Annotated in this window: 21 protein-coding genes and 1 tRNA gene; 10 read left to right on the forward strand and 12 right to left on the reverse strand. The window is 63.8% G+C overall.

All coding sequences use genetic code 11. From position 1 onward, the window contains the following. Positions 1 to 48: 48 nt before the first annotated feature. The 5 genes from fdhF to mobB all read right to left on the reverse strand — a co-directional run bounded on the left by fdhF (position 49) and on the right by mobB (position 6865). Positions 49 to 2817, reverse strand: a complete 2769-nt coding sequence (gene fdhF / locus I6F20_RS25040) for a formate dehydrogenase subunit alpha (RefSeq protein WP_225128252.1) — start codon at positions 2815 to 2817, stop codon at positions 49 to 51. Continuing rightward, positions 2814 to 4520, reverse strand: a complete 1707-nt coding sequence (locus I6F20_RS25045) for an NADH-ubiquinone oxidoreductase-F iron-sulfur binding region domain-containing protein (RefSeq protein ID WP_225128254.1) — start codon at positions 4518 to 4520, stop codon at positions 2814 to 2816. Before I6F20_RS25045 ends, fdhF begins: the two co-directional genes overlap by 4 nt. Before the next feature lie 270 nt (positions 4521 to 4790). Beyond that, the gene (locus I6F20_RS25050; RefSeq protein ID WP_036011410.1) at positions 4791 to 5024 is read right to left on the reverse strand and encodes a sulfurtransferase TusA family protein; all 234 of its coding nucleotides are present in this window, start codon (positions 5022 to 5024) and stop codon (positions 4791 to 4793) included. 47 nt (positions 5025 to 5071) lie between these two features. Further along, positions 5072 to 6328, reverse strand: coding sequence for a molybdopterin molybdotransferase MoeA (locus I6F20_RS25055; RefSeq protein WP_225128256.1), 1257 nt, complete (start codon positions 6326 to 6328; stop codon positions 5072 to 5074). Positions 6329 to 6337: 9 nt separating this feature from the next. Continuing rightward, on the reverse strand, positions 6338 to 6865 hold the full coding sequence (gene mobB, locus I6F20_RS25060; RefSeq protein ID WP_036026615.1) for a molybdopterin-guanine dinucleotide biosynthesis protein B: 528 nt from the start codon (positions 6863 to 6865) through the stop codon (positions 6338 to 6340). 205 nt (positions 6866 to 7070) lie between these two features. Here mobB and fdhD point away from each other — a divergent pair, with 205 nt between their 5' ends. Both fdhD and mobA read left to right on the forward strand, forming a co-directional pair. Further along, positions 7071 to 7961, forward strand: coding sequence for a formate dehydrogenase accessory sulfurtransferase FdhD (fdhD, locus tag I6F20_RS25065; RefSeq protein WP_225128258.1), 891 nt, complete (start codon positions 7071 to 7073; stop codon positions 7959 to 7961). Further along, entirely contained in the window at positions 7942 to 8598 is a 657-nt protein-coding gene (mobA, locus tag I6F20_RS25070) for a molybdenum cofactor guanylyltransferase MobA (protein ID WP_225128260.1), read from the forward strand. Before fdhD ends, mobA begins: the two co-directional genes overlap by 20 nt. A 5-nt stretch (positions 8599 to 8603) precedes the next feature. Here mobA and I6F20_RS25075 read toward each other — a convergent pair whose 3' ends face one another. Continuing rightward, complete coding sequence (locus tag I6F20_RS25075) at positions 8604 to 8903, reverse strand: hypothetical protein (protein ID WP_109145958.1); 300 nt, start codon at positions 8901 to 8903, stop codon at positions 8604 to 8606. Positions 8904 to 9013: 110 nt separating this feature from the next. Here I6F20_RS25075 and I6F20_RS25080 point away from each other — a divergent pair, with 110 nt between their 5' ends. After that, on the forward strand, positions 9014 to 9250 hold the full coding sequence (locus I6F20_RS25080) for a hypothetical protein (protein WP_057026158.1): 237 nt from the start codon (positions 9014 to 9016) through the stop codon (positions 9248 to 9250). 13 nt (positions 9251 to 9263) lie between these two features. Here I6F20_RS25080 and I6F20_RS25085 read toward each other — a convergent pair whose 3' ends face one another. From I6F20_RS25085 to I6F20_RS25095, 3 genes are read right to left on the reverse strand one after another with little or no spacing between them, the layout of a single operon-like run. Further along, positions 9264 to 11213, reverse strand: coding sequence for a molybdopterin biosynthesis protein (locus I6F20_RS25085; protein WP_225128261.1), 1950 nt, complete (start codon positions 11211 to 11213; stop codon positions 9264 to 9266). A 13-nt stretch (positions 11214 to 11226) separates the two neighbouring features. After that, entirely contained in the window at positions 11227 to 12333 is a 1107-nt protein-coding gene (locus I6F20_RS25090) for a molybdopterin-binding protein (RefSeq protein ID WP_225128262.1), read from the reverse strand. A 60-nt stretch (positions 12334 to 12393) separates the two neighbouring features. Further along, complete coding sequence (locus I6F20_RS25095) at positions 12394 to 13221, reverse strand: ABC transporter substrate-binding protein (protein WP_225128263.1); 828 nt, start codon at positions 13219 to 13221, stop codon at positions 12394 to 12396. Between the two features lie 281 nt (positions 13222 to 13502). On the opposite strand from I6F20_RS25095, the gene I6F20_RS25100 reads away from it, so the two are divergent. Together I6F20_RS25100 and I6F20_RS25105 are read left to right on the forward strand one after the other, a co-directional pair. Then, positions 13503 to 14396 carry a substrate-binding domain-containing protein gene (locus I6F20_RS25100; RefSeq protein ID WP_036011436.1) on the forward strand — a complete coding sequence of 298 codons (894 nt, stop codon included), beginning with the start codon at positions 13503 to 13505 and terminating at the stop codon, positions 14394 to 14396. Positions 14397 to 14497: 101 nt separating this feature from the next. Continuing rightward, positions 14498 to 15712 (forward strand): ABC transporter substrate-binding protein, encoded by a 1215-nt coding sequence (locus tag I6F20_RS25105; RefSeq protein WP_225128265.1) that lies wholly within the window; start codon positions 14498 to 14500, stop codon positions 15710 to 15712. 188 nt (positions 15713 to 15900) lie between these two features. Here the strand turns inward: I6F20_RS25105 and I6F20_RS25110 are convergent, their stop codons facing one another. Further along, positions 15901 to 16863, reverse strand: coding sequence for a TAXI family TRAP transporter solute-binding subunit (locus tag I6F20_RS25110; protein WP_225128267.1), 963 nt, complete (start codon positions 16861 to 16863; stop codon positions 15901 to 15903). A gap of 107 nt (positions 16864 to 16970) precedes the next feature. Between I6F20_RS25110 and I6F20_RS25115 the strand changes: the two genes are divergently transcribed. Then, positions 16971 to 17945: a Bug family tripartite tricarboxylate transporter substrate binding protein gene (locus I6F20_RS25115; RefSeq protein ID WP_225128269.1), complete on the forward strand. Its 975-nt coding sequence runs from the start codon at positions 16971 to 16973 to the stop codon at positions 17943 to 17945. Between the two features lie 116 nt (positions 17946 to 18061). Here I6F20_RS25115 and I6F20_RS25120 read toward each other — a convergent pair whose 3' ends face one another. Then, positions 18062 to 18208 carry a hypothetical protein gene (locus tag I6F20_RS25120; protein ID WP_225128270.1) on the reverse strand — a complete coding sequence of 49 codons (147 nt, stop codon included), beginning with the start codon at positions 18206 to 18208 and terminating at the stop codon, positions 18062 to 18064. Between the two features lie 75 nt (positions 18209 to 18283). Between I6F20_RS25120 and I6F20_RS25125 the strand changes: the two genes are divergently transcribed. Then, positions 18284 to 18359 (forward strand) — tRNA-Ile (locus tag I6F20_RS25125). A 17-nt stretch (positions 18360 to 18376) separates the two neighbouring features. Here the strand turns inward: I6F20_RS25125 and I6F20_RS25130 are convergent. Then, on the reverse strand, positions 18377 to 19627 hold the full coding sequence (locus I6F20_RS25130; RefSeq protein WP_225128271.1) for a tyrosine-type recombinase/integrase: 1251 nt from the start codon (positions 19625 to 19627) through the stop codon (positions 18377 to 18379). A 1203-nt stretch (positions 19628 to 20830) separates the two neighbouring features. Here I6F20_RS25130 and I6F20_RS25135 point away from each other — a divergent pair. The 3 genes from I6F20_RS25135 to I6F20_RS25145 all read left to right on the forward strand — a co-directional run bounded on the left by I6F20_RS25135 (position 20831) and on the right by I6F20_RS25145 (position 23971). Continuing rightward, entirely contained in the window at positions 20831 to 22474 is a 1644-nt protein-coding gene (locus tag I6F20_RS25135; protein ID WP_225128272.1) for a recombinase family protein, read from the forward strand. A gap of 599 nt (positions 22475 to 23073) precedes the next feature. Further along, positions 23074 to 23271, forward strand: a complete 198-nt coding sequence (locus I6F20_RS25140; protein WP_225128273.1) for a hypothetical protein — start codon at positions 23074 to 23076, stop codon at positions 23269 to 23271. Continuing rightward, positions 23234 to 23971: a tyrosine-type recombinase/integrase gene (locus I6F20_RS25145; protein WP_225128274.1), complete on the forward strand. Its 738-nt coding sequence runs from the start codon at positions 23234 to 23236 to the stop codon at positions 23969 to 23971. Before I6F20_RS25140 ends, I6F20_RS25145 begins: the two co-directional genes overlap by 38 nt. Position 23972 lies beyond the last annotated feature (1 nt).

The following is a 23972-nucleotide window of genomic DNA, read 5'->3' on the forward strand; positions in this document are numbered from 1 at the left end:
TGACACCGGTTTTGTGGCAAGCCTCGTGCGCGATGACGGGGCATTCCCCTACTCCGCCGCGTCCTGCATCACGGCGCGTTCGGCCCGGGCTGCGCAGAACTTGAACTCCGGGATCTTGCCGAACGGGTCCAGCGCCGGGTTGGTGAGCAGGTTCGCCGCCGCCTCGGCGTAGCAGAACGGCATGAACACCATGTTCTCCGGCACGTCGCGGTCGGAGCGGACCTTGACCTCGACGGCGCCACGGCGGGTCTCCAGGCGAATGAAATCGCCGGGCACCAGCTTCTTCTTGCGCATGTCCTTTGGCGACATGAACGCGACCGCCTCGGGCTCGATCTGGTCGAGCACCTGGGCGCGGCGCGTCATCGAGCCGGTGTGCCAGTGCTCCAGCACGCGGCCGGTCGAGAGCACCATCGGATATTCGTCGTCGGGAATCTCGTCCGGCGGGATGACCTTGGCCGGCACGATCTTGCCGCGGCCGCTCGCAGTCGGGAAACCTGTGGTGAAGATGATCTCGTTGCCGGGCTTGTTCGGATCGTCGACCGGATAGGTCACCGCGCCTTCGCGCACCAGCCGCTCCCAGGTGATGTTCTTCAGCGACGGCATCAGCTCTGCCATCTCGGTGAAGACGTCGCCGGGTCCGGCATAGTTCCACGGCAGGCCCATGCGCTTGCCGATCTCCTGGATGATCCAGAGATCCTGGCGCGCATCGCCGGGCGGCTTGATCACCTGACGCGCCAGCTGCACGCGGCGGTCGGTGTTGGTGAAGGAGCCGTCCTTCTCGGCGAAGGCCGAGGCCGGCAGGATCACGTCGGCGTGGAACGCAGTCTCGGTGACGAAGAGGTCCTGCACCACGAGATGATCGAGCATCGCCAGCGCGTGGCGCGCGTGCTGCAGATCGGGATCGGACATCGCTGGATTCTCGCCCTCGATATACATGCCCGTGATCTCGCCGGCATGGATCGCGTTCATGATCTCGACCACGGTCAGGCCGCGGACGGGATCGAGATCCTGCTGCCAGAGCTTTTCGAAACTGCCGCGCAGATCGTCGCGGCCGACCGGCTGGTAGTCCGGCAGGAACATCGGGATCAGGCCGGCATCGGAGGCGCCTTGCACGTTGTTCTGGCCGCGCAGCGGATGCAGGCCGGTGCCGGGACGGCCGACCTGGCCGGTGATCAGCGCGAGCGCGATCAGGCAGCGCGCATTGTCGGTGCCGTGGACGTGCTGGCTGATGCCCATACCCCAGAAGATGATCGACGATTTCGCGCGCGCATAGGTGCGCGCCACCTCGCGCAAGGTCTGCGCCGGGACGCCGCAGATCGGCTCCATCTTCTCCGGCGTGAACTCCTTGATCTTCTCCTTGAGGTCCTCGAAACCCTCGGTGTAGCCGGCGATGTACTGGTCGTCGGTCAGGCCCTCAGTGATGATCGTGTTGATCATCGCGTTCAGCATGGCGACGTCGGAGCCGGGCTTGAACTGCAGATGCTTGGTCGCATGCCGCGACAGCGACTGCCGGCGCGGATCCATAACGAACAGTTTTGCGCCGTTCTGCTTGACCGCGTTCTTGATGAAGGTCGCCGCAACCGGATGGTTCACAGTCGGATTGGCGCCGATCACGATGATGACCTCGGCGTCCATGGCGGCAGAGAACGGTGCCGACACCGCGCCCGAGCTGAGGCCTTCGAACAGCGCCGCGACCGACGAAGCGTGGCAGAGGCGCGTGCAGTGATCGACGTTGTTGGAGCCGAAGCCGGTGCGCACCAGCTTCTGGAACAGATAGGCCTCTTCGTTCGAGCCCTTGGCCGAGCCGAAGCCGGCCAGCGCCTTCACGCCCTTCTCGTCGCGGATCTTGACGAGGCCCTTGGCGGCGATGTCGAGCGCTTCCTCCCAGCTCGCCTCGCGGAAATGCGTGAACGGATTGGCCGGATCGACCTGATCGTTCGCATCCTTCTTCGCGTTCGGCAACCGCACCAGCGGCTTCGTCAGGCGATGCGGATGGTGGATGTAGTCGAAGCCGAAGCGGCCCTTCACGCAGAGACGATTGTGATTGGCGGGGCCGTCGCGGCCTTCCGCATAGATCACCTTCTCGTCCTTGACCTCATAGGTGACCTGGCAGCCGACGCCGCAGAACGGGCAGAGCGAATCGACCTTCTTGTCGGCATAGGTGACGCGCGTCTGCTTGTCGTCGAGCATCACGGCCGGCATCAAGGCGCCGGTCGGGCAGGCCTGCACGCATTCGCCGCAGGCAACGCAGGTGGACTCGCCCATGGGGTCGTCGAAGTCGAACACGATCTTGGCGCCGGCATTGCGGTAGGCCATGCCGATGACGTCGTTGACCTGGACCTCGCGGCAGGCGCGCACGCACAGTCCGCACTGGATGCAGGCATCGAGATTGACGCGCATCGCCGGATGGCTGGCATCAGTGGCCCAGCGCTCGGCGGCGGGAAAGCGGCTCTCGGTGACGCCTGTCGTCTCGGCCCAGTGCCAGAACTTCGACTCCGGGTCGTGGCTGGTTTCGCGCGCCGGCTGGTCTGCGACCAGCAGCTCCATCACCATCTTCTGCGCAGCAGTCGCGCGGGCGCTCTCGGTCTTCACCTTCATGCCGACCGACGGCGTGCGCTTGCAGGACGCAGCCAGCACGCGCTCGCCCTCGATCTCGACCATGCAGGCGCGGCAATTGCCGTCGGGGCGATAGTCCGGCGCCGGCGAATAGCAGAGGTGCGGAATGTCGCGGCCCTGGCGCTTTGCGACCTGCCAGATGGTCTCGCCGGGCTTGGCCTCGACCTGCTTGCCGTCGAGTTCGAACGTGATCTTGGTCATTCGGCGGCTTCCTTGAACTCGTCAGGGAAATATTTGATCACGGAAGACAGCGGATTCGATGCCGCCTGTCCGAGCCCGCAGATCGAGGCATCGCGCATCGCCTGGCTCAATTCTTCCAGCAAGGCACGGTTCCAGACCGGCCTTTGCATCAGCAGCGCCGCCTTCTGGGTACCGACGCGGCACGGCGTGCACTGGCCGCAGCTCTCGTCCTCGAAGAACTTCATCAGGTTCAGTGCGGCCGACCGCACGCTGTCCTTGTGCGACAGGATCACGATCGCAGCCGAGCCGATGAAGCAGCCGTATTTCTCCAGCGTGCCGAAATCGAGCGGGATGTCGTCCATCGCTGCAGGCAAAATGCCGCCGGACGCACCGCCCGGCAGATAGGCGTAGAACTGGTGGCCGTCGGCCATGCCGCCGCAATATTCCTCGATCAGCTCGCGCACGGTGATGCCCGCGGGCGCGAGCTTCATGCCGGGATTCTTGACGCGGCCCGAGACCGAGAAGCTGCGCAGGCCGTGACGCTCGTGGCGGCCATGGCCCTTCCACCAATCGGCGCCCTTCTCGACGATGTCGCGCACCCACCACAGCGTCTCGATATTGTTGATCAACGTCGGCATGCCGAACAGGCCGACCTGGAACGGGTAAGGCGGCTTGTGCCGGGGCAGGCCGCGCTTGCCTTCGATGCTCTCCAGCAGCGAGGATTCCTCGCCGCAGATGTAGGCGCCGGCGCCGCGCCGCAGGTGCAGCGTCGGGCCGCCCGGCGGAAGCTTGGCGATCTCGCGCTGGAGGATCTCGCGAGAGGCCGGATATTCGTCGCGCAGATAGATGTAGACATCGCTCGCCTGCACCACGTGGGCGCCGATCAACATACCCTCGATGAAGCGATGCGGATCGGTTTCGAGGTAATAGCGGTCCTTGAACGTGCCGGGCTCGCCCTCGTCGCCGTTGATCGCCATCAGCCGCGGTCCGGGCTCGCCGAGCACGGCGCGCCATTTGCGCCCGGTGGGGAAGCCGGCGCCGCCAAGGCCGCGCAGCGAAGCGTCGTCGAGCGCTTTCAGGAGATCGTCCTTCGACAATTCGCCGGAGCGCAGACGATTGAGCAGCTTGTAGCCGCCACCCGCGACGTAGGCATCGTACTCGGTATATTTGGGCAGATGCGTATGAGTATCGCCGGCCTTTGCCGCCGCCATCACATCGGCGACGGTCGCGTGGTCGACGAAATTGTGCCCGACCTCGGCGGCCGGCGCCGTGTCGCAGCGGCCGACGCACGGCGCGCGCACGACGCGGATGCCGGGACCTGACGCGCTCTGCAGATCTTCGAGCAGGTTCTCGCCGCCAAGCATCGCGCAGGTGAGCGAATCGCAGACGCGGATCGTCAGCGGGGGAATGTCGGGCTCGCCTTCCTTCACCACGTCGAAATGCGCGTAGAAGGTCGCCGTCTCGAACACCTCGGCGAAGGCGAGCTTCATCTCGTCGGCGAGCGCAGCCAGATGCGCCGCCGAGATCTGGTGATACTTGTCCTGGATCAGGTGCAGATATTCGATCAACAGATCGCGCCGCCGCGGCCTGTCGCCGAGCAACAGCTCGATCTCGTGCGCGGCCGTGGGATCGACCTGCCGCCCCTTGGGGGTCGCCTTGGCGCGTCGGCGTCCCTCACCGGGATGCTCGAAGGAGCGGACCTTGTGCACGTCCTCGTGGCTCATCGCTTCGTCTCGATCTCGTCCTTATCAGAACTCCACTTCTATCCTCTGGCATGCCAGATGCCAAGAAAATTATCACGCTCGCGGAAGTGGTTACGCTGCACGGCTCAACAGAGCCCAGCACCGGCCCTGCGTTCTTGAGCAAGGCCGAGCCAAGCCCGAATTGGCCGGGAGATCAATAAAGGCGTCTCATGCTGCGATAGCGAAGTCCTATCGACGTCGCTTGAGGCGCGGCGGGAGCGGCAAGGGCCGCCGCCGTGAACATTTCCCTTTCTACGGGGCGTCGCTCTTTTCGACCAGGAACACGATGCGCGCCTCGTTGCGCTCGGTGATCTCGACCTTGTCGCCGGTCTCGCGGATCAGATTGGGAATATCGATCACCGAGAGCGGATCTGTGCAGTGAACTTCGAGCTGGTCCCCTGCCTTGAGCGGCTTGAGCGCCTTCCGCGTCTTGAGGGCCGGCAACGGGCATTTCAACCCGGTGAGATCGAGTGTCGTCCTGGTCATGGCCGCACCATGGCGAGGCGGAGCGGCTGCGTCAACGTTAGGAGGCATCAGATCAGGCTGGCGTAGGGCAGGAAGCCCACGTCCTGCCCCGGCTCGACATTCGTAATGTCCTCGCCGAGTTCGACGAGGCCATCGGTCTCGACCAGCGAGGATAGGAGCCCTGCCCCTTCGCGCGGGAACTTGATCGCCTCGAGCCCGCCGTCCTGCGCGCGCCGCAGCGAGGCGCGCACATATTCACGCCGGCCGGCCTTCTTCTTGTAGGTGAACGCCGCGCGCAGCGGGATCGCCAAGAGCGGCTCCGGCAAGGCGCCCGCCAGCGCCAACACCGTCGGGCGCACCACGTGGACGAATGTCACGAAGCTCGCGACGGGATTTCCGGGCAGTCCGATCAACGGCGTGCCGTCGATGATGCCCATCGCCACGGGACGGCCGGGCTTGATCGCCATCCGCCACAGCACCAGCGAGCCGATGCTCTCCACCGCCGCCTTGACGTGATCCTCCTCGCCGGTCGAGACGCCTCCGGTGGTGAGGATCAGGTCATGGTCGCCTGCGACCTGCTTCAGGCCGCGCGCCAGCGACGCTCGCTCATCGCGCAGAATGCCGAGATCGCTGACCTCGCAGCCGAGCCGCCGCAGCATCGCCATCAGCATGAAGCGATTGGAATCGAACAATTGCGAGGCGGCGCGCGGCTCGCCGGGCGAGGCGAGCTCGTCGCCGGTCGAGAACACGGCGACACGGATGCGCCTGACGACGTCGAGCCTCGTCAGGCCGAACGCGGCGGCAAGGGCGACGTGCTGCGGCCGCAGGCGCTGGCCGGCGCGCAGCGCGACCTGACCTTGGGGAATGTCCTCGCCTGCAGGCCGCACATTTGCGCCGGGCTTCAGCCCCGGCGGCAGCACGATCCTGCCTGAAGCATCGATGCGGACGTCCTCCTGCATGAAGACCGTCTCCGCATCCGGCGGCATCGGGGCGCCGGTGAAGATGCGCGCGGTGTGGCCGGGCTTGATCGGCGCTTCCGCAGGGCCGCCGGCCTGGATGCGGCCGTCGAGCGGGAAGGCCTGCTCTGCGCTTGCCGGAAGGTCGGCATTGCGCACCGCGTAACCGTCGACGGCGGAGTTGGTGAACGGCGGCAGCGGCAAAGGCGCGGCCAGATCGCGCGCGAGCACGCGCCCGTCGGCATCGACCAGCGCCACCGTCTCGAGATCGACGATGGCGTTGACGCGCGTCGTGATGAGGCCGACGGCTTCGTCGACCGACATCATCGGGCCGCCGAAGGCAAAGCAATCGTCCGACAGTTGCGCCATGGTGCCTCGTCAGCGTGTCGCTGCGCTTCTTGCTACCGCTTCCTCGACCGGCATCGCCGCCCGTATCATCAATGCCGCCGCGCCTTCGATATCGTCGAGATGGACAGTCGGCAGCCTCGTGTCAATCGCGACGTCGGTCGCAATCCCGGCAATTCCGGGATCGTCCGGAAACAGCAGCGGCTTGCCGTTGGCGGCACGATGCACCTCGATCTTGCGGTGCGGCTCGCGCTTGAATCCCTCGACCACGACGAGATCGACCGCGGAGAGCTTGTCGAGCAGCTCCGGCAGCCGCGGCTCCGCCGCCCCGCGCAGCTCATGCATCAGCGCCCAGCGTTTCGACGAGGCCACCAGAACCTCCGCCGCGCCGGCCTCGCGATGGCGCCAGGAATCCTTGCCGGGCACGTCGACGTCGAACTGGTGATGCGCATGCTTGATCACGGAGACGCGCAGGCCCTGCGCGTTGAAATGCGGGATCAGCCGCGTCAACAGCGTGGTCTTGCCCGCACCGCTCCAGCCTGCAAGGCCGATGACTTTCATTCCAGCTCTCTTTTCCAGCAACCAGCGCTCGCCGATGGAACCACCATCCCCCCTCATTGCGAGCGCAGCGAAGCAATCCAGACTGCCGCTGCGGAAAGATCCTGGATTGCTTCGCTGCGCTCGCAATGACGACAAGGTGGCATTTCGCTCTCTCCCCGCCATGCTTATATCGGCTTGATCCGAATGTCATGCTAACCTCGACGCCATGATGAAGATCGACAAAGCCCCGGTGCCCCTGATCGTCCCCAATCCGGATGACCCGCGCCTGACCCAGAGCGTGACCGGTACGGACCAGACCGGCGCCAGGGTCGAAATCAAGGTGCCGATGGAGCGGCCGCTGACGCTCTATCTGAACGCGCAGGAGATCGTCACCATGATGACGATCGGCGACTACCCGGAATATCTGGCGCTCGGCTATCTGCTGAACCAGAACATGCTGAAATATAACGACGTGGTCACCGAGGTCGAATACGACGACGACCTCCAGGTGGTTGTCGTGCGCACCTCACACCACACCAATTTCGAAGCCAAGCTGAAGAAGCGCACGCAGACCTCCGGCTGCGCGCAGGGCACCGCCTTCGGTGACCTCTTGGAGGCGGTCGAGAGCGTCGCGCTGCCCAAGGCGGAGCTGCGCACCTCCTGGCTCTACCAGATGACGCAGACCATCAACACCATGCCCTCGCTTTATCTGGAGGCCGGCGCGATCCACGGCTGTGTGCTGTGCAAGGAAGGCACCCCGCTCTGCTACACCGAGGATGTCGGCCGCCACAACGCCGTCGACAAGATCGCGGGCTGGATGTACCGCCACGGCGTCGACGCGTCCGACAAGATCCTCTACACCACGGGGCGCCTCACCTCGGAGATGGTGATCAAGACGGTGCGCATGGGCATTCCGATCCTGGTGTCGCGCTCCGGCTTCACCGCCTGGGGTGTCGATCTGGCAAGGCAGGTCGGCCTGACGCTGGTCGGGCGCACCCGCGGCAAACGCTTCATCGCGCTCGCAGGCGAAGAGCGTATCGTCTACGACCAGAACCTCGCTTATGTCGAAGAGGAATCGGTCAAGCACAAGCGCAAGGGTGAGGGCGGTGACGACTGACCTGTCCGCGGCGCATGTTCCGCCGACTCTCGGCGTGCTGCTCGCCGGCGGGCTCGCGCGGCGCATGGGCGGCGGCGACAAGCCGATGCGGACCATCGGCGGCCGCACCATTCTGGAGCGCGTGATCGCGCGCCTTGCGCCCCAGTGCAGCGGACTGATCCTCAACGCCAACGGCGATCCCGCCCGCTTTGCCGCGTACGGCTTGCAGGTCGTCGCCGACGACGTGCCCGGCTTCCCGGGTCCCCTCGCCGGCATCCTCGCGGCGCTCGACTGGACCGCGGCGAACCGGCCGGAGATCGAATGGGTGCTCAGCGCCGCCGGCGATTGCCCGTTCCTGCCGCGCGATCTCGTCGCGCGCCTGCACGAGGCGCGCGCGAGCGAGAACGCGCAGCTAGCGGTCGCCGCATCAGGCGAGCAGTCGCATCCGGTGATCGGCCTGTGGCGCGTCGCCTTGCGCGAGGAGCTGCGCCACGCGCTCGTGGACGAAGACCTCCGCAAGATCGACCGCTGGACCGCGCGCTATCCGCTCGCAACGGTGACCTGGCCGAACGAGCCGCTCGATCCGTTCTTCAATGCCAACACGGTCGCGGACATTGCCGAGGCCGAGCGGCTGGCGGCGCTGGATGACGCATCCTAGCGACTCTATGATTTCGGAAACTCGTTGAGGAGCTGCGCCCAGATGATCGCGAAGGCGATCAGGCCGCAAATGCCGACGGCAGTGGTGAAGCGCGGCAAACGGCCGATCGCAACGAGCACCCAGGCCGGCAGGAAGAACGCCCCGAAGACCATGCCCAGCGGAAACACCGCGAGCCATTGAAAGCCGCTGCCGTCTCCGGGCGGGACATTCGCGATGTAATGGAAGGTGTAGAGCCAGAACAGCGTTCCGGCCGCCGCGACGAGAGCAGCGATCTTGCGGAAATTGAGGGGCGTCGATGCAGTCATGACCTGGCTCATGTTCCTTGGTCGCTGCGGCGCCCCGCCAAGTTCATGACGTCTTGAACCGGACCTGGAGCGGGAGCGACCACAGGTCTGGACATTCCCCGGACGAAGCCATGGCCGCCCCTCTCTTGAATACGATCTTCGAATTCGTCGATTTCGTCTTCGATCTCTCCGAGACGATCGATCGCACGAGGCAGCTGAGCAAGCCTGATATCGTGCAGGTTCCGCCCGACCCGAAGCCGCTGTCGCCTGCCGCGCGTCGTGCGCTGGCCGAGGCGGAGGAACGGGAGCGCAGGCGCGAGCAATCCGATCAAGCCGCCAGCGCCAGCGACCAAGCGCCCCAGCCGTAGACCTGGCTGATATCTACGCGGGCCGGAAACCCGCGCCCTCGAGTGCGGCGCGCACTGCGTTCGAGCCGAGTGCGTCGAGAAAAGCCTGCACTGCCGGCCGTTGCTTTCGCGCACTCACCAGCGCGAGGTCATAATGCTCTTCGGCGAGCGGAATGAAATCGAGGCCGGCCGCATGGGCGACCGGCGCAATGGTCATGCCCCAATCGGCCCGGTGCTGCGCGACGGCCGCCGCCACCGCGTTGTGCGAACGCGGCTGGTTCCAGTAGCCTTCCGGACGCGCGCCGCCGAGCAGCCGGTCGATCAGGATGCGCGTGCCGGCGCCCTGGTTGCGGTTGACCATGATGCAGGCGGGATCAGCGAGCGCCGCCGCAACGGCGTCCTTTGCACCAAGACCTTGGAAACGTTTGTCGTCCTTTCGGAAGACGATGCCCTGCATCCGCCGCCAGCCTGGCACGAGCTCGAGACCTTCGACGAGATAGGGCGTGTTGTAGGTCTCGCTTCTGTCGTCGAACAGGTGGATCGGCGCGAGATCGCATTCGCCACGTTTGGCTGCTGCAAGCCCGCCGAGGCTGCCGACCGCGATCGAGCGCACGGTGAGACCGGCATGCGCCAGCTGTGCCGTGACGAGATCAAGGCCGGTGCAATGGCTGCCGACGATCACGAGATCCGGCACGCGCACATGCGGCGTGAACAGCGTCACCTCGGTTTCGGTGCCAGCCGGCATCTGGTCGGCAAGTGCATCGATGCGCAGAAAGCCGTCTGCCTGAGCAAAGGACGTGATCGCACCAGACCCCTTGCCGGAGGGATAGGCGATGAGGCCCTCCCTGCCCTCAACCAGCGAGACCATGACGAATTCGGTGCGGCCGAGCTCGGAAGCGATGCGTACCGGCACGGTTGCGTTCACCTTGGCATCGGAGCGCGGCGGCAATCCGGCCATCCTGCGCAGCACCGGCACGATCATGTCGTGGAAGGTGAACATCGCCGAAGTCGGAAAACCCGGCAGGATCACGACAGGCTTGCCGTCGCACACCGCAAGACACAACGGCTTGCCGGGCTTGAGCGCGACGCCATGCGCGATGATGCCGGGTGCGCCGAGCCGGCTGATGATGCGATGAGAGAGATCGCCCGCGCCTTTCGACGTGCCGCCCGAGAGCACCAGCATGTCGGCTTCCGCAAGCGCGTTGCGCATGGCGGCTTCGAGCCTGGCTTCGTCGTCCGGAACAGCGCCGAGGAAGACGGCCTCGCCACCGTTTTCGTCGACCGCGGCGGCGACGATGGCGCCATTGGTATCGTAGATCTCGGCGGGCCCGAGCACCTCGCCGGGCTGAACCAGCTCATCGCCGGTGGAGATCACGGCAACCCGCGGCCTGCGCGCGACACCCACCTCGGCGATGCCGCAAGCTGCCAGCATGCCGATCTCGCGCGAGCCGATGATGGTGCTGGCGCGCAGCAGCGCCTCGCCCCGCGCAATGTCGGACCCGGCATACGAGACGAATTGCCCCGGCGACACGGCGCGACGGACATCGATCGCATCCTGGCCGGCCGGCTGGGTGTGCTCGACCATGACCACGGCATCGGCGCCGCGCGGCAACGGACCGCCGGTGGCGATCGCCGTTGCGGTTCCGGCCGCCACCTGCAGCGTCGGCGCGGTCCCGCAATGAACGGTCTCGCCATTCAGCGCGAGGCGCACGGGCGCGCCCTCGCCGGCCGCCGCAAGGTCGGCGGAGCGCACGGCAAAGCCGTCGACATTGGAGCGGTCGAACGGCGGCACGTCGATCGTTGCCGTGATATCTTCGGCGAGGGCGGCGCCCAGCGCGGCTGCGAGCTTGCGCGTTTCAGTTCGAAGCGCGCGCGGGAACAAGGCCGCCTCGAAGCGCGCCAAGGCCTCTTCGCGCGACAGGATCTTGAGGAACTGCTCCTGCTCGAGCGCGCTGCGGTCCGGTGATTTCGGGATCATCGTCATGCCAGAACCCTTATCACGCCCGCATCAGATACGCATCGATCGGCGTACCTGCCGCAAATCCCTCGTCGCTGGCGGAAATGAGCAGCCATGCGTCCGCACGGGCGATGGCCTGAAGCGGCCATTCGCCCACGGCAAGCGGCATCCAGGCACGATGTTCCTCAGCCAGCAAAGCGATCTCCGTGATGCCGACGCTGGAGGCGATCTTTCGCGCAAGCGGCAGCGACACTTTTCGACGCGGCCGACGCGCCGACAAACGGTCCGCGAGCGGCAGCGCGAGTGCAAGCCAAGCTGCAAGCGCGGAATCGGGCGAGCCGGGCAAGGCGACGACGGGAACCCGTCCCAGCCGTCCGACCGCAGCGGTGCGTCCCGGCTGCAGCGCAAGGCCGTGCGCCATCACCTCGCCGCGCCGGGCCAGGGCGGCGATGGCGGCGTCCTGGCGGCCGACGCCGCTGCCGCCGATGGTCAGCAGGACATCGCAGGAGGACGCATCGAGCGCATCGGCAATCGACGCTGCATCGCGCGCACGCGCTGGACGGGTTTCCACATCCAGTCCCGCTGTGTGCGCGATCCCGGCAATCGTCTGCGCCGCGACCGTCCCACCCGGCACATTGACGATGCGCAGCCGCGGCCGCCTCACGGCGAGTTTGTCCCCGCCCGCCACGCGTGCCAGCAATAGGTCCGCCGCGGCGATGGGATGGCCGGCGTCCCCCACGGCCCTGCGCGCGGCGATGTCGCTGCCTGCGCGCCTGACACCCTGCCCCGGCGCGCCCTCTGCGAGCACCTGGGCAAGCGGCCCCGACGTCTCCACGGCGTCGGCATCGAGCACGCAGTCGCATCCCGCCGGCAGCGCCTCGCCCGCCTCGACCCATGCAGGAGCCATTGCCAGCGGCACAGGCGAGTAAGCGGACGCCCCGACGAGATCGTTGGCAGATAGCGCCCAACCATCTACGGCCGCAACATCCCGGGAAGGATAGGCGGCAAGCAGCGGCGCACCCGCCGCGATGCAGCCGATTGCGTCCGCCAGCGGCACGTCCATCGGCGCGACGGGATCAACGCCCCGCAGCAGCGCGGCGAGCGCGGTGTCGAGCGGCGTGAGCGAAGGCGGCAGGCGCTGGGTCATGCGCCATGAGGACCATGCATCGTCCGGTTTGGCAACCGCCGGCGGTCCCGGCCTCAACCCTCAGCCGCCCGACCTGTCCGAATTGGGGAAGAACAATTGCTGCCCGTCCACCTTGTAGCCGGCAATCGCCGTCTGCCCCTCCGGCGATGTCAGCCAATCGACGAAGGTCTGCGCGAGGTCCTTCTTCACGTTCGGGAACTTCGCAGGGTTCACCAGCATCACACCATATTGGTTGAGCAGCCGCCGGTCGCCTTCGACGACGATGTCGAGATCGCCGCGATCGCTGAACGCGATCCAGCTGCCGCGATCCGCAAGCACATAGGCATTGGCCGCGCGCGCGGCCCCGAGCGATGCGGCCATGCCGGGCCCGGCCTCGCGATACCAGGCGCCCTTGGCGCTCGCGATGTCGATGCCGGCAACGATCCAAAGCGCGAGCTCCGCGGCATGAGTGCCCGACCGATCGCCACGCGTCACGAACGGCGCGCCTTTGGCTTCGATCGCCTTCAGCGCCGTCGCGATGTCCTTGCCCTTTACGCCCGCGGGATCGCTCTTCGGCCCGATCAGCACATAGTCGCTGTACATCACGTCGTAGCGCTTCACGCCAAAGCCGTCGGCGACGAACTTCTCCTCCTGAGGCCGCGCGTGCATCAGCACGACGTCGACCTCACCCCGCCGCGCCCCATCGAGCACTTCGTCGGCGCGCCGCGCGATCACGGTGACGTCGATGCCGGTCTTGTCGCGGAAGATCGACAGCAGATAGTCGAGCAGTCCGGATTCCTGCGTCGCCGTCGTCGAAGCGAGGACGATGCTGCGGTCCTCCGCGGCCGACGCCGCAACGCCTGCGGCAAGGCCGCAGAGAAGCGCAAGTGCAACGGACAGGCGGCCCATGATCGGGTTCCCTCAGGTTATGACGCCGTCATGATGATGATCGATTGCGCCGCACTCGTGACGCGTTTTTGCGCTGCTGGCCGGGAAATTTCGGCAACTTCATCGAGGCGCACCGCGCGCGATCTCTTTAGGATCGTTCACCAAAGCAGAGATCGCGCGTGCGGATGTGTTGCAAAGCAGCGAGATGATCGGGCATGGTTCCCTGCGACAAATATCTGAAATGCAGAATTCCACCTGCGTCGGACGTCAAAAAGAAGCAAGAATTTGCATAGGAATGCAGGATGGAATTCCTGACCACCAGCGAAGCCGCCGATTACCTTCGGCTCGGCGAACGCAAGCTTTACGAGCTCGTCACCACCGGTGCGATCCCCTGCAGCAAGGTGACGGGGAAATGGCTGTTCCCACGGCACGAGCTCGACCTCTGGGTCCTGTCGGGCCTCGCGCGCCCGGCCGGCATGTTGATCGCCGAGCCGCCGCCGGTCGTGGGCGGCAGCCACGACGAACTGCTCGATTGGAGCCTGCGCGAGTCCGGCTCCGGGCTCGGATCGATGAGCGAGGGCAGCGCGCGCGGGCTCGAGCGCTTGCAGCGCAATGAGGTGATGGCTGCGGCGGTGCACTTCCACGCGCTCGACGCCGGCGACAATTTCTCTAGCGATGCCAGCATCGAAGCGCTGCGGACCACGCCGGACCTGCATGATGCGGTGCTGATCGCGTTCGTGCGCCGCGAAGAGGGTCTCCTGCTGCCGCACGGCAATCCCAAGCACCTGCACAGCCTGACCGACGTGCTCGCAGCCGGGGCCCGGATGGCGATGCGGCAACAGGGCACGGGCGCGCAGATGCTGCTCGACGTGCTGCTCAAGCGCGCCGGCGCCTCGATGCGGGACTTGCGCCGGATCGAGACGCCGGCGCTGACCGGCCCGGATCTGGCCGAGCTGGTTCGCGCCGGCCAGGCCGATTGCGGCATCGCGACGCGCGCCGCGGCGCGCTCGGCCGGTCTCGATTTCGTGCCGCTGGTCTGGGAGAATTTCGACCTCGCGATGCGGCAGCGCAGCTATTTCCGCCCCGCGATGCAGGCCTTGCTTCGCTTCCTGAACGAGCGGCGGCTGCGCCAGCGCGCGGAGGAGCTGACCGGCTACGATCCCTCCCCCGCAGGACAGATCCGCTTCGCAGCCTGACATTGACGCCAGCCCCCCAATAGTTGCAAAAGAAACCAATTCGACCGGGCCATACCCGGACAAGCAACACCGGCCAATGAGCCGGATCAGGGAGGACGAGCGTGAACCCAATCAGATTTGGAGTGCCGGTCGCGGCCGCCTTGCTGGCGACCCTGCTGTCCGGCGCGGCGTCGGCGCAGGTTTCCGACGACGTCGTCAAGATCGGCGTGCTCACCGACATGAACGGCCCGGCCTCGGCGCCGACCGGCCAGGGCTCGGTGACCGCGGCGCAAATGGCGATCGACGATTTCGGCGGCAAGGTGCTCGGCAAGCCGATCAGCGTCGTGATCGGCGACCACCAACTCAAGGCCGACATCGGCGCTTCGCTGGCGCGGCGCTGGTTCGACGTCGAGCAGGTCGATCTGATCGTGGACGTGCCCGTCTCGGCGGTCGGGCTCGCGGTGCAGACCATCGCCAACGAGAAGAAGCGGCTGTTCATCACCCACTCCACCGGCACCGCGGACTTCCACGGCAAGTTCTGCTCGGCTTATGCCATCCAATGGGTGTTCGACACCCGCGCGCTCGCGGTCGGCACTGCGGATGCGGTGGTCAAGCGCGGCGGCGACAGCTGGTTCTTCATCACCGACGATTACGCCTTCGGCCATTCGCTGGAGCGCGACGCTTCCGCCGTCGTCACCGCCAATGGCGGCAAGGTGCTGGGCTCGGTGCGGCCGCCGCTGGCAACACCTGATCTCTCCTCCTTCGTGCTGCAGGCGCAGGCCTCCAAGGCCAAGATCATCGGCATTGCCGCCGGTCCCCCCAACAACATGAACGAGATCAAGACCGGCGCCGAGTTCGGCGTGTTCAAGGGCGGCCAGCAGATGGCGGCGCTGCTCGCGCTGATCACCGACATCCACGGCATCGGCCTGCAGGCGGCGCAAGGCCTGCTGCTGACCACCTCGTTCTACTGGGACATGGACGACAAGACGCGCGAATGGTCGAAGCGCTATTTCGCCAAGATGAACCGGATGCCGTCGATGTGGCAGGCCGGCGTCTATTCCAGCGTGATGCACTATCTCAACGCCATCCAGGAGACCGGCAGCGACGATCCGCTGAAAGTGGCGGCCAAGATGCGCGAGAAGCCGATCGAGGATTTCTTCGCCCGCAACGGCAAGCTTCGCGAAGACAATCTGATGGTGCACGATCTCTGGCTGGTGCAGGTGAAGACGCCGGAGGAGAGCAAATATCCGTGGGACTATTACAAGATCCTCACGACTATTTCCGGCGACAAGGCGTTCGGCCCGCCGGACCCGGCCTGCCCGCTGGTGAAGAAGTGAGATTGGCGAATATGAGGCCGCGATGACGGTGTACCCTCTCCCCTTGTGGGAGAGGGTGGATTCGCGAAGCGAAGCCGGGTGAGGGGTTCTCACCGCGAGCCCAAGTCTCATTTGAATGCGCGGAGACAACCCCTCATCCGGCGCTTCGCGCCACCTTCTCCCACAAGGGGAGAAGGGAAGTAAGAGAGCTACTTCACCACCCCGATCTCGCGAAAATACTTCATCACGCCCGGATGAATCAGCTCCGGCCTCGGCGCGGCCGCGACCGTGTTCGCGGCGGTGGTCTCGCAGGCCTGGGCGAGCTTCTTGCAGAACGTCGCCTCATTGCCGTGCAGCGTCTTGGCGAGGCGGTAGGCGATGTCGTCGGGCAGATCCTCGCGCGTGAGGATGAAGCTCCAGGAACCGAGCGAGGCGATCGGCTCGGTCTGCTTCGGGTAGGAGCCGGCCGGCACGGACAGCGGCTTCAGGAACGCATGCTTGGCGCGGATGCGGGCGATCTCGTCCGCACTCGGCGCGATGAAGCGCGCGCCCGACGCGCTCGAAGCGACGGCGGCAAAGCCGGGCCAGCCGATGCCGGCGCCCCAGAGCGCGGCGACGCGGCCGTCCTCGACCATCGCGGGGCCGTCGCCGGCGCGGTCGAGATAAACAGCCTTGAACTCCTCGTCCTGCTTGAGGCCGAGACCATCGAGCACATAGCGCGCCTGGATCGGCAGGCCGGAGCCCCTGGCACCGAACGCGACGGGCTGGCCGACGAGATCGCGGATGGTCGTGTACGGGCTGTCGGCGCGCACCACGAACATGCCGGGGTTGGAATAGATCGCGGTGAGGATCTTCAGCGCTACCTTCGCACGGCCGATGCCGGCGAAAGCCTCGTAGGCCGGCTCGCCCGCAACCAGTGCGAGATCGAGCTCGCCCTTCTCCAAGAGCGGGATATTCTCGTTGCTGCCCTTGGTGTTGCGCGGGGCGATGGTGAGATGCGGATCGGCCGCGTTCATCACCTCCGCGAAGGCGTTGCCATAGAGCGGGAAGCCCCCGCCGGGCGTCGCTGTTCCCAAGCTGATCGTCGCGGTCGGAATGGCCGTGCCTCCGGTCTGGGCGGCGGCGGGGCTGGCGAGCAGCGCCGCACCGAGAAGGATCATCGCGAATCTCATGGTCGCCCCTGACGGGCCTGCGTCAACACCGACTTGCGGCGATGTAGGCAGCCGCCGGTTTTTATGAAAGCATGCCGCGCAACGACAATAGAACAATGGGAGGTGTCATGTTGCGAATTTTGCGTCACGGTGTTTTCGGGCTCGCAGTCCTGTTGGGTCTTTTCAGCGCCACCCCTCCCGCCGCCGCAGCCTATCCCGATCGTCCCGTACACTGGCTGATCGGCTTTTCCCCCGGCGGCCCGGTCGACATCGTGGCGCGGATCATGGCGCAGTGGCTGTCGGAGCGGCTCGGCCAGCAATTCATCGTCGAGAACCGCACCGGCTCCGGCGGCAACATCGCAGCTGCCGCTGCGATCAACGCCCCGCCGGACGGCTACACGCTGCTGTTCGTCGCGCCCAACAACGCGATCTCGACCTCGCTCTACAAGAAGCTGTCGTTCGACTTTTTGCGCGACACCGTGCCGGTGGCCAGCATCATGCAGCTCACCAACATGCTGGTCGTCTCCAACGCGTTCCCGCCGAAGTCGGTCAAGGAGTTCATCGACTACTGCAAGGCCAATCCCGGCAAGATCTCCTATGCCTCCTCCGGCAACGGCACCTCGGTGCACATGTCGGCCGAGCTGTTCAAGGTGATGACGAAGTGCGACATGTTGCACGTGCCCTATCGCGGCTCGGCCGTCGCCTTCCCCGACATCATCTCCAACAAGGTGCAGCTGATCTTCGACAATCTGCCCTCGGCGATGGAGCAGGTGAAGGGCGGCAACGTCCGCGCGCTCGGCGTGACCTCGCCGCAGCGCTGGCCGAGCGTGCCCGACGTGCCCGCGATCGCCGAGACCGTGCCGGGCTTCGAATCGGTTGGCTTCTACGGCATCTCCGCGCCGAAGGGCACTCCGCCTGAGGTGATCGAGATCCTCAACAAAGCCGTCGGCGAAGCGCTGAAGGACCCGAAGCTGGTGGCAAAGCTCGCCGAGACTGGCGGCATCCCCAAGCCGATGACGCCGGCCGAGTTCGGCAAGCTGGTCGCGGACGAGACCGCGAAGTGGCGCAAGGTGGTCGAGTTCGCCGGGGTCTCGGTGGACTAGGCAGCGGCCGTGCCGCCGAGCGCAGCCGCACATGTTCGAGGGGGCCAACAGGCCCCCTCAAACAAATTGCGAAAACAACCCCATGCACAGTAGACGAGGCCAGTGATTTCAATGGGTTACCGCCCCACGTCGAAAAAAACCTGCGAAAACGCGGTTTGCTTCGTCGGGCAAAACAGGGTTATACAGGCATCATCGCCAATTTCGGTTATTCGAAATTTATCAATGATGCCGTGCCGGCGTTCCCCATCCACCAGCGCCAGCATTGCACCCCCGCCTCAGGCCCTGTAAACGGACCGCGCACCGTTGCCGGCCGCGCTACCTGCGGCCGCCTCGCGGCGGGGCCTGTAGCTCAATGGTTAGAGCCGGCCGCTCATAACGGTCTGGTTGCAGGTTCGAGTCCTGCCGGGCCCACCAATAAAATCAGCAACTTATCAGGCCCCGTTTCGTCTGATCGGAATCACCGCACCAGAAACCGCACCAGATACGACCGCTTTTCGTTCGCCCGCGGGCTCGCGCTTGGCGATTTTCTCGACGGCGTCGGACAAATAGTCGGGATGGTGATGGCCATACGTGTTGAGCAGAACCTCAAGCGACATTCCGAGATAGCCTGCCGCCTGCCAAGGATCTGCCCCTCTCTGCATCAGCCAAGTAGCCGCGGTGTGTCGCAGAGTGTGAGGCGAGATGCCCGGACCAAGCCCTGCAAGCCTCACAGCACTCTTGAACGCCGTTTTGACCGAGGTAATCGGCCTTCCGTTGTACTCGACGAAATGCTTCGCCTCTGGATTAATCCGATGCCAGCGCCGCAGATGAGCTAGCAAGCGAAAGGGGATGGGCACCGTCGGTTGCCGCTTGTTGGTTTTGGCGCTGCCCTGTTTCAGACGGTAGTAGCGACCGCGCTCCAGGTCTACATAGGAGCGACCGATCGCCGGAATTGGAGACGAGGCTGCGATAGCTCCCGCACGGGTTCCGCTGTAGATGCCCAGCAAAATGAACCGCGCAAGATGGCGAAGGGGACGCTTGCTTGTGGGGACCTTCACGTCCTCCATCGGTCGGCGAGAGCCTTTTTGCATTTCGCGATAGCGCCAGCAGGTCCAAACCAATTTGGCCGCATCGCTGCGCGTCAGCCACTTGTCTCGGGGTTGCCCCTTCTCAGGCAGCGACACCTTCACGATTTCCCGATGATATCCTTCACCTGCATGGTGACCAATGGCAGCGCGGAGGTCTTCAAGGTCTCTGCGCGCGCCTCCCCTTTTGCCGCGCTTCTTGGCGTACGAGCGACATGCCTCCCCATTTACCTCGCCCAGCATTTTTGCTCCCCACCACTCGTTCAACCGTTCGATCCGCTTCTTGAACTTGCGGATATCGGGAATCGTATCTTCGCTCTCGCTATCGACCTTGAAACGACCGCGAAGCTTGTCCAGCTGCGCGTCCAAATAAATCGAGAGGACATCCGCAATAGCGATATCGTCTATGTGGCGAATTCGTCGCTTCGGGGTGTGTTTAGAGCTTATGTAGTCTCTTAGCTTTTCCTCCGCGGCCGCAATCTCATCTGCAGCGCAGCCTGTGCTGACATCCCGGCCGTTGTCTCTGATGATCCAGGTTGGCTGGTGAGTGATCTTTCCGCTCTTGTTTCGGCGGGCAGCCTTGAGCTGAAGTCGGGCGCCCTTGCTTCTTCGCGGCATAGCTCTCTCATCCGTTCTATATGAGCCAGCGTTGTAAATCTTTGCCGGCAATCTTCTGAATAATCAATTGACTCCGATCGCGCTCGCGACGCAAACCCGCGACCGTCATTCCCCTAAAGGAAATGCGATCTTCACGGCATCAGCAAGGCGAACAGAAGTACCAGGTGTAATTTCAGGTTGCGCTCGATCCTTTCGGACCTGTAACCGTGTGCGGTGTGGCGAGCCTTGCAAACGACTGCCTCGAAATGAAGCCATCACTTCGCTCATCGAACGATCGGGCATGCTAATCGTGCAATCGCGCAAGTACCTGGACGGGATCAGCGAGAGTCGCGTTGGATGGTAAGCGCTCCAAGCATCGATTACCTGCTCCGGTGGGAATGGGTCTTTCCCATTCGGCCACTCATGGTAGGAGGCTGCAGGCTGCTCGAAAGGCCAGGTTCCTGCACTCGAATTCAGCGCGTTAAAACATGGGAGGCTCTGCCGAAAAGAAGAGTCGTTTGCCTGACGACATCATCGGCATTTGGTTGAGCAGACGGCCCGCCTCTATCGCGATGACGCGACGGAATGTCTGGTTTCGGGCTTCTCACCGCTAAGAAACCAATGCCATGGTTTGTCGTCCAGGCGCGCCCTCAATCTCAGTCTCAATGTAGTGAGGCGTGAGTCGAAATGGTTGCCTTACTTGGTCGCGCCCTCGATGATCCACGCTTGGACCCGAGCTGGCGCGACCGAATAATACCAACACTCGCACCTGCAACGCGCGGTGTGAGGCGTCTATCTCGTAAGCGCCATCCAGAATAGACGAGGCTGATCAGAGGAGCCGCCGGTGATCTGCTAGCAGAGCTGGAAGAAAGCAGGCATTGGCACCAGCTTTTTCAAACCCTATCCGAGCAGTGATCGAGACATGCACTTCCCATCTATTGCGGATTACAGAGAAGGATTGATACAGCCATAGTATAAGACCGCCAATGCGCTAACTATACGGCGCACCGAAGACATACTTTTCCCGGATCGCGCCCTCCGCCGCTGGGCGTTGTAGATGCTCCTTGAACGAGCTCCTTAGCACGCGAGCTGCGAAGAGAGGTGGTCGCCCAACTGCGTCGATACCGGCGGCGATGCGGGACTATTTTCTTCAATTGATGTAATTATTGCTGCAAGCGTCGCATAGATGTTTGATTTGCTCCGGTGTAACTTTCGGGAGCGAGAATGATGGCCAACGCGCTCGAGATCTATAAGGCTCATCCGGTACGATCGCAGCTCGGCATGAGAGCGGCACAATATGTCCGCATGTCGACACAACGGCAGCAATACTCGATTCAGAATCAGGCTGCTGTGATTGCAGCATACGCGCACGCCCATAGCCTGACCATTGTACGAACCTATCGCGATGAGGGAGAGAGCGGCCTGCTCATCAAGAACAGGGCCGGTCTTATACAGCTCATCAAGGATGTCCAAACAGGAGCAGCCGATTTCGGTCATATTCTGGTCTATGACGTAAGCCGGTGGGGCCGCTTTCAGGACGTCGATGAGAGCGCGTATTACGAATTCGTGTGCAAACAGGCAGGCATCAACATCGTGTATTGTGCTGAGCAGTTTGATAATGACGGCAGCGTGCTCTCCAGCATCATCAAAAACATCAAGCGCGTAATGGCGGCCGAGTACAGTCGTGAGCTTTCGGCGAAGGTTCACGCTGCGCAGTGCCGGTTCGCCCGACTTGGCTTCAAGCTTGGAGGTCGCCCTGGTTATGCTCTCTTGCGAGAACTTGTCGATCAGAGTCAGCGGTCGCGAGGCGTGCTGAAGAACGGTGACCAAAAATACCTCATGACTGATCACGTCCGAGTGCGCCCCGGCATTCCCGAGGAAGTAGCCGTGGTCAAGTGGATCTTCGAGCGCTTTCTGCAGATAAAGTCGGAAGCGATTATCGCCCGGGAGCTAAACCGGAGGGCCATACTCACGAGCACGGGAGTTCGGTGGACGCGCGCAGCGGTTAACATGGTGCTTAGAAACGAGAACTACATTGGAAACCTGACCTTCAACCGCCGATCACGCAAGCTGCGGCGGACCTGCACCTGCAATCCTCCCGAGCTTTGGATCACCAGCGAGAGATGTATCGAGCCGATCATCGAACGCGAAGTCTTCCTGAAAGTAAACAAGATCATTGAGGAACGGCGTGTCGATATCACTGAAGAGGAGATGCTTGCCCGTCTACGCAAAACGCTGCTCAAGGAAGGGCGCCTGAGCTCTGCTATCATAGCCAGCACGGTCGGCCTTCCCTGCGCTTCCACCTATCAAACTCACTTCGGCAGCATGATGAACGTGTATCGCTTAATCGGCTACACTCCCAAGCGAAACTATGCATTTCTCGAGTCGCGCCCGCGCTGGGCAGAGCAAGAGGCCAAGCTCGGCTCTCACATCGCCATGGCCATCAGGAAAGCTGGTGGTCGCATCATCTCTAGCAACCGGACCGATTACTTGCGCGTGCGTGGATCGGTCAACATCTCAATTCGATCAGCCCTCTGCTGCGGAAGGCAAAATCGAGCGCCGTATTGGTCGATCAAGCGCAGGGCACGCCTGCCTCAGGGCTGGATCGCCGCCATCAGGCTGTCTGAGCATAACGAGTCAGTGCTCGATTACGTGCTGCTGTCGGCCGACGGGAAAGCGAAACGAACCATAAACTTTTCTGAGAGGGCTCGCGTTCGCCGTGGAATCGCTCGCTTCGATACCCCTGACGCTTTGGCTCGAGCGATCGCCAAGCTAGTAACACTTAAAGACCGTTGTGCGCCAGCACCACAGGACAAGCGATCGAGACCAAAGCAGCTCAACACCAAGAACGCCCGCACGCGGCGCTGATCAGACGCAGGCACAAAACTCCGCAAAGCAGTGCTTCTTAATATTTAGAAGCTTGTCCAGATTTCGAGCGCCTTCGCTCTTGCCGCGTGCCGCATCATGTTCCACTCCAAGTCCGTGATCATGCCCTGACCGATTTCCACGCCAGGCTGGCTGAACATACGACAGCCGATCCGACGCTCTTTGTTCAGCCGCATTTTCGGGTTTGCTCGCAATCCGGCGCCATTCACAGCAGTGGAGCACAGGGTGACCGAGCCGCGTGGCATCTCTAAAAAAACAAGCTGCGGCTTACGCTGGCTGCGAGTCGCTTTCGGCGTTCACCGAATGGGTTCGACGCGGAATCATGCCTAGACCGATTCCCGGAACCACGCAAATGGGATAGAAAAGCTATTGACGCGGCCCTTGACCGGCTATCTGGTTTACAGCCTAAGATTGAAGCTCAACTAACACCATACGACGCATGGAAGGCTTCCCAGAATGCGAGTGCGGCTGAAAGGGATCAACTGGTCCATAAAAAGCTCGCTGACGGTACATCGAAGACCTACTGGTACGCTTGGAAAGGAGGCCCGCGCATTGACGCGGAACCCGGCACACCGGAGTTTATGCGGCTCTACAACGAAGCAGTGTCGTCGTACACAACGAAGACTGCCGAGACGTTCAGCTCGCTCATCGACTACTTCAAGGACTGTAGCGAGTACAAAGATCTCGGCGACAAGAGTAAGCGCGCTTACGACGGATATCTCAAGCTCATCGAGGCCAAGTTTGGATCGATGCCAATCGGCGCTCTCGAAGAGGGGTGACTTCAAAGAGTTTCGTGATTCATTCTCCGATACGCCGCGCAAGGCGGACTACGTTTGGACAACGATCGCGCGTGTTCTGTCGGTTGCGAAGGATCGCGGCAAGATCGCAGTGAACGTTTGCGCGCGGCTTTACGACTCTGATCGATCGGAGATCGTGTGGAGCGCCGAGGACATCCGGGCCTTCTGCAGCGTTGCGTCCGTTGAGCTGCAGGCGGCTCTACTGCTTGCACTGTGGACGGGCCAGCGCCAAGGGGACCTGCTGCGCCTAACTTGGAAGGACTACGATGGCACGTACATCCGGATGCGTCAGTCTAAGGGACGCGGCAGCAAGGGCAGGCGCCGTGTAACCATACCGGTGGGGCCGACGCTAAAGGCGGCGCTTGATGCTGCGCTCAAGGAAAAGCGCTCTGCAGTGACCATTTTGGTCAATTCGTTCGGACGGCCGTGGACGGAGGACGGCTTCAGGACGAGCTGGGACAAGACCTTTAAGAAAACGTCCTTGAAGGACCTGCACTTTCATGATTTGCGCGGCACTGCTGTTACGCGCCTCGCGCTATCCAACTGCTCGGTGCCGGAGATCGCCTCGATCACCGGCCACTCGATGAAGACCGTGCAGGAGATTCTGGACGCGCACTACCTGGGTGGCCGGCTCGAACTCGCGGAGTCAGCGATCAAAAAGCTGAGCGAAGTGTACGGGTAGG

Source organism: Bradyrhizobium sp. IC3123 (assembly GCF_020193625.1).
Classification (GTDB): domain Bacteria; phylum Pseudomonadota; class Alphaproteobacteria; order Rhizobiales; family Xanthobacteraceae; genus Bradyrhizobium; species Bradyrhizobium yuanmingense.

Bases quoted from the DNA above. Each gene is read 5' to 3' on its own strand.
- fdhF (WP_225128252.1), bottom strand. From the start codon at position 2,817: ATGACCAAGATCACGTTCGAACTCGACGGCAAGCAGGTCGAGGCCAAG.
- I6F20_RS25045 (WP_225128254.1), bottom strand. From the start codon at position 4,520: ATGAGCCACGAGGACGTGCACAAGGTCCGCTCCTTCGAGCATCCCGGT.
- I6F20_RS25050 (WP_036011410.1), bottom strand. From the start codon at position 5,024: ATGACCAGGACGACACTCGATCTCACCGGGTTGAAATGCCCGTTGCCG.
- I6F20_RS25055 (WP_225128256.1), bottom strand. From the start codon at position 6,328: ATGGCGCAACTGTCGGACGATTGCTTTGCCTTCGGCGGCCCGATGATG.
- mobB (WP_036026615.1), bottom strand. From the start codon at position 6,865: ATGAAAGTCATCGGCCTTGCAGGCTGGAGCGGTGCGGGCAAGACCACG.
- fdhD (WP_225128258.1), top strand. From the start codon at position 7,071: ATGATGAAGATCGACAAAGCCCCGGTGCCCCTGATCGTCCCCAATCCG.
- I6F20_RS25075 (WP_109145958.1), bottom strand. From the start codon at position 8,903: ATGACTGCATCGACGCCCCTCAATTTCCGCAAGATCGCTGCTCTCGTC.
- I6F20_RS25080 (WP_057026158.1), top strand. From the start codon at position 9,014: ATGGCCGCCCCTCTCTTGAATACGATCTTCGAATTCGTCGATTTCGTC.
- I6F20_RS25085 (WP_225128261.1), bottom strand. From the start codon at position 11,213: ATGACGATGATCCCGAAATCACCGGACCGCAGCGCGCTCGAGCAGGAG.
- I6F20_RS25090 (WP_225128262.1), bottom strand. From the start codon at position 12,333: ATGACCCAGCGCCTGCCGCCTTCGCTCACGCCGCTCGACACCGCGCTC.
- I6F20_RS25095 (WP_225128263.1), bottom strand. From the start codon at position 13,221: ATGGGCCGCCTGTCCGTTGCACTTGCGCTTCTCTGCGGCCTTGCCGCA.
- I6F20_RS25100 (WP_036011436.1), top strand. From the start codon at position 13,503: ATGGAATTCCTGACCACCAGCGAAGCCGCCGATTACCTTCGGCTCGGC.
- I6F20_RS25110 (WP_225128267.1), bottom strand. From the start codon at position 16,863: ATGAGATTCGCGATGATCCTTCTCGGTGCGGCGCTGCTCGCCAGCCCC.
- I6F20_RS25115 (WP_225128269.1), top strand. From the start codon at position 16,971: ATGTTGCGAATTTTGCGTCACGGTGTTTTCGGGCTCGCAGTCCTGTTG.
- I6F20_RS25120 (WP_225128270.1), bottom strand. From the start codon at position 18,208: ATGCTGGCGCTGGTGGATGGGGAACGCCGGCACGGCATCATTGATAAA.
- I6F20_RS25130 (WP_225128271.1), bottom strand. From the start codon at position 19,627: ATGCCGCGAAGAAGCAAGGGCGCCCGACTTCAGCTCAAGGCTGCCCGC.
- I6F20_RS25135 (WP_225128272.1), top strand. From the start codon at position 20,831: ATGATGGCCAACGCGCTCGAGATCTATAAGGCTCATCCGGTACGATCG.
- I6F20_RS25140 (WP_225128273.1), top strand. From the start codon at position 23,074: ATGCGGCTCTACAACGAAGCAGTGTCGTCGTACACAACGAAGACTGCC.